The organism is Pseudomonas citronellolis (genome assembly GCF_029335315.1).
GTDB classification, from domain to species: domain Bacteria; phylum Pseudomonadota; class Gammaproteobacteria; order Pseudomonadales; family Pseudomonadaceae; genus Pseudomonas; species Pseudomonas citronellolis_A.
Map to the genome: position 1 here is coordinate 1 of NZ_JARJLT010000396.1, position 1,759 is coordinate 1,759.

General features: G+C 68.5%; 2 protein-coding genes and 1 pseudogene. 1 reads left to right on the forward strand and 2 read right to left on the reverse strand.

All coding sequences use genetic code 11. The features are described from left to right. Window positions 1-191, forward strand: a pseudogene (locus tag P3W75_RS30255) (IS110 family transposase); the annotation flags it as partial. A 30-nt stretch (window positions 192-221) separates the two neighbouring features. Here the strand turns inward: P3W75_RS30255 and P3W75_RS30260 are convergent. Then, the gene (locus P3W75_RS30260) at window positions 222-518 is read right to left on the reverse strand and encodes a winged helix-turn-helix domain-containing protein (RefSeq protein ID WP_276231012.1); all 297 of its coding nucleotides are present in this window, start codon (window positions 516-518) and stop codon (window positions 222-224) included. Between the two features lie 17 nt (window positions 519-535). Then, a partial coding sequence (locus tag P3W75_RS30265) for an SLC13 family permease (RefSeq protein ID WP_276231013.1) occupies window positions 536-1,759 on the reverse strand: 1,224 nt, incomplete at its 5' end.

A 1,759-nucleotide genomic window follows, 5' to 3' on the forward strand; every position in this document is an offset into this window, starting at 1 on the left:
TGTACATGCCGGCCATCAGCGCCATGCGCCACAACGAGCCGATACAAGCGCTACGCATGAGATTGCAGAAGAACGGCAAGACCGGCAAACAAATCGTCTGCGCGGCCATGCGCAAGCTGCTGCAGATCGCCTACGGCGTCCTCAAATCGGGCCAGCCCTTCAATCCGGCTCTGGCCCTTGCTCGGGGGTAACTGACACGGTATCTACGGAGGCAGGGCGATTCAGGGGTATTCGAGGATCGCCTTGATCTTCGCCAGGTTCGTCTCGATCCAGCGCGGGTCGATGGCGCCCCAGTCGCGGATGCGGTAGTGCCCGGCGTTGTTGCGCTCGCCATCGTGCTGCTCGAAGGCGCAGTCGATGTCCAGGTCGGCCAGCGCCGCCAGGGTGTCCTGGGCGGTGCGGCGGGGCATGCCGGTGACTTCCATCAGCGCCGGCACGCTGCTGGCCTGGCCGCTGTCGACCAGCCAGGCGACGTACAGGCGGCGGTAGAAACTGCTCTTGGTCTTGCTCACTTCCATGGGGCTTCCTTGTTCGTTCAGTGCAGCGGCAGCAGCCAGGGTACCAGCAACACGCTGACGATCATCACCAGCAGGGTGAAGGGCACCCCGACCTTGACGAAATCGCCGAAGCGATAGTGCCCGGGGCCGAGCACCAGGGTGTTCACCGGCGAGGAGATCGGTGTCATGAACGCCGCCGAGGCCGCCAGCGCGACAATCATCGCGAAGGGCTCCGGCTCGGCGCCCAGGGCCTTGGCCGTGGCGATCGCCACCGGGGCCATGAGCACGGCGGTGGCGGTGTTGGAGATGAACAGGCCGATCAGCGCGGTGAGCAGGAACAGGCTGGCGAGGATCAGGTACGGCCCGGCGCCGCCCAGGGCGGCCACCAGGCCCTGCACCGCCAGGGCGATGCCGCCGGTCTTCTGCAGGGCCAGGGCGAACGGCAGCATGCCGACGATCAGCACCAGGCTCTGCCAGTGGATGGCGCGGTAGGCGCTGTCCATGTCGATGCAGCGGCTGGCGCCCATCAGCAGGCAGGCGATCAGCGCGGCGAGCACGTTGGGTACCAGGCCGCTGACCATCAGCAGCACCATCACCCCCAGGCTGAACAGCGCGTAGGGCGCCTGGCTGGCCGCCGGCGCGGCTTCGTCCACCTCGGCCGGCAGGCTCAGCACCAGGAAGTCGCGGCCCTGGCCCTGGAGCTGGCGGATGTCCTTCCAGGCGCCCACCACCAGCAGGGTGTCGCCGACCTTCAGCTTGGCCTCCAGCAGGCCCTCCACCAGGGCTTCGCGGTTGCGCCGCAGGCCCACCACGTTGAGCCCGTACTGGCTGCGGAAGCCCAGTTCCAGCACGCTCTTGCCCAGCAGCGCCGACTCCGGCGGCAGGGTCACCTCGGCCATGCCCACCTCGTGGGCGCGCTCGGTGAAGTAGTCGCCGTGCAGGCTCAGCGGCTCCAGGCCGTATTCGTGGTACAGGGCCAGCAGGTCCATGCCCGGCTGGTAAATGTCCACCAGCAGCACGTCGCTGGCCTGCAGCACCACGTCGGCGCCGGGGCTGAGAATCTTCAGGCGGAAGCGCGCCAGGCGTTCGATGGCGATCACGTTGGTGCCGCGCTCGGTGCGCAGCTGCACTTCGCCGAGGGTCATGCCGACCAGCTTCGAGTCGGCGCGGATGCGCAGCCGGCGCTCGCGCCCGGCCAGCTGGTAGTCGCGGATCAGGTCGCGCAGCGAGCGGCGCTGGGCGGCGTTGCCGGGGCCGTCGTC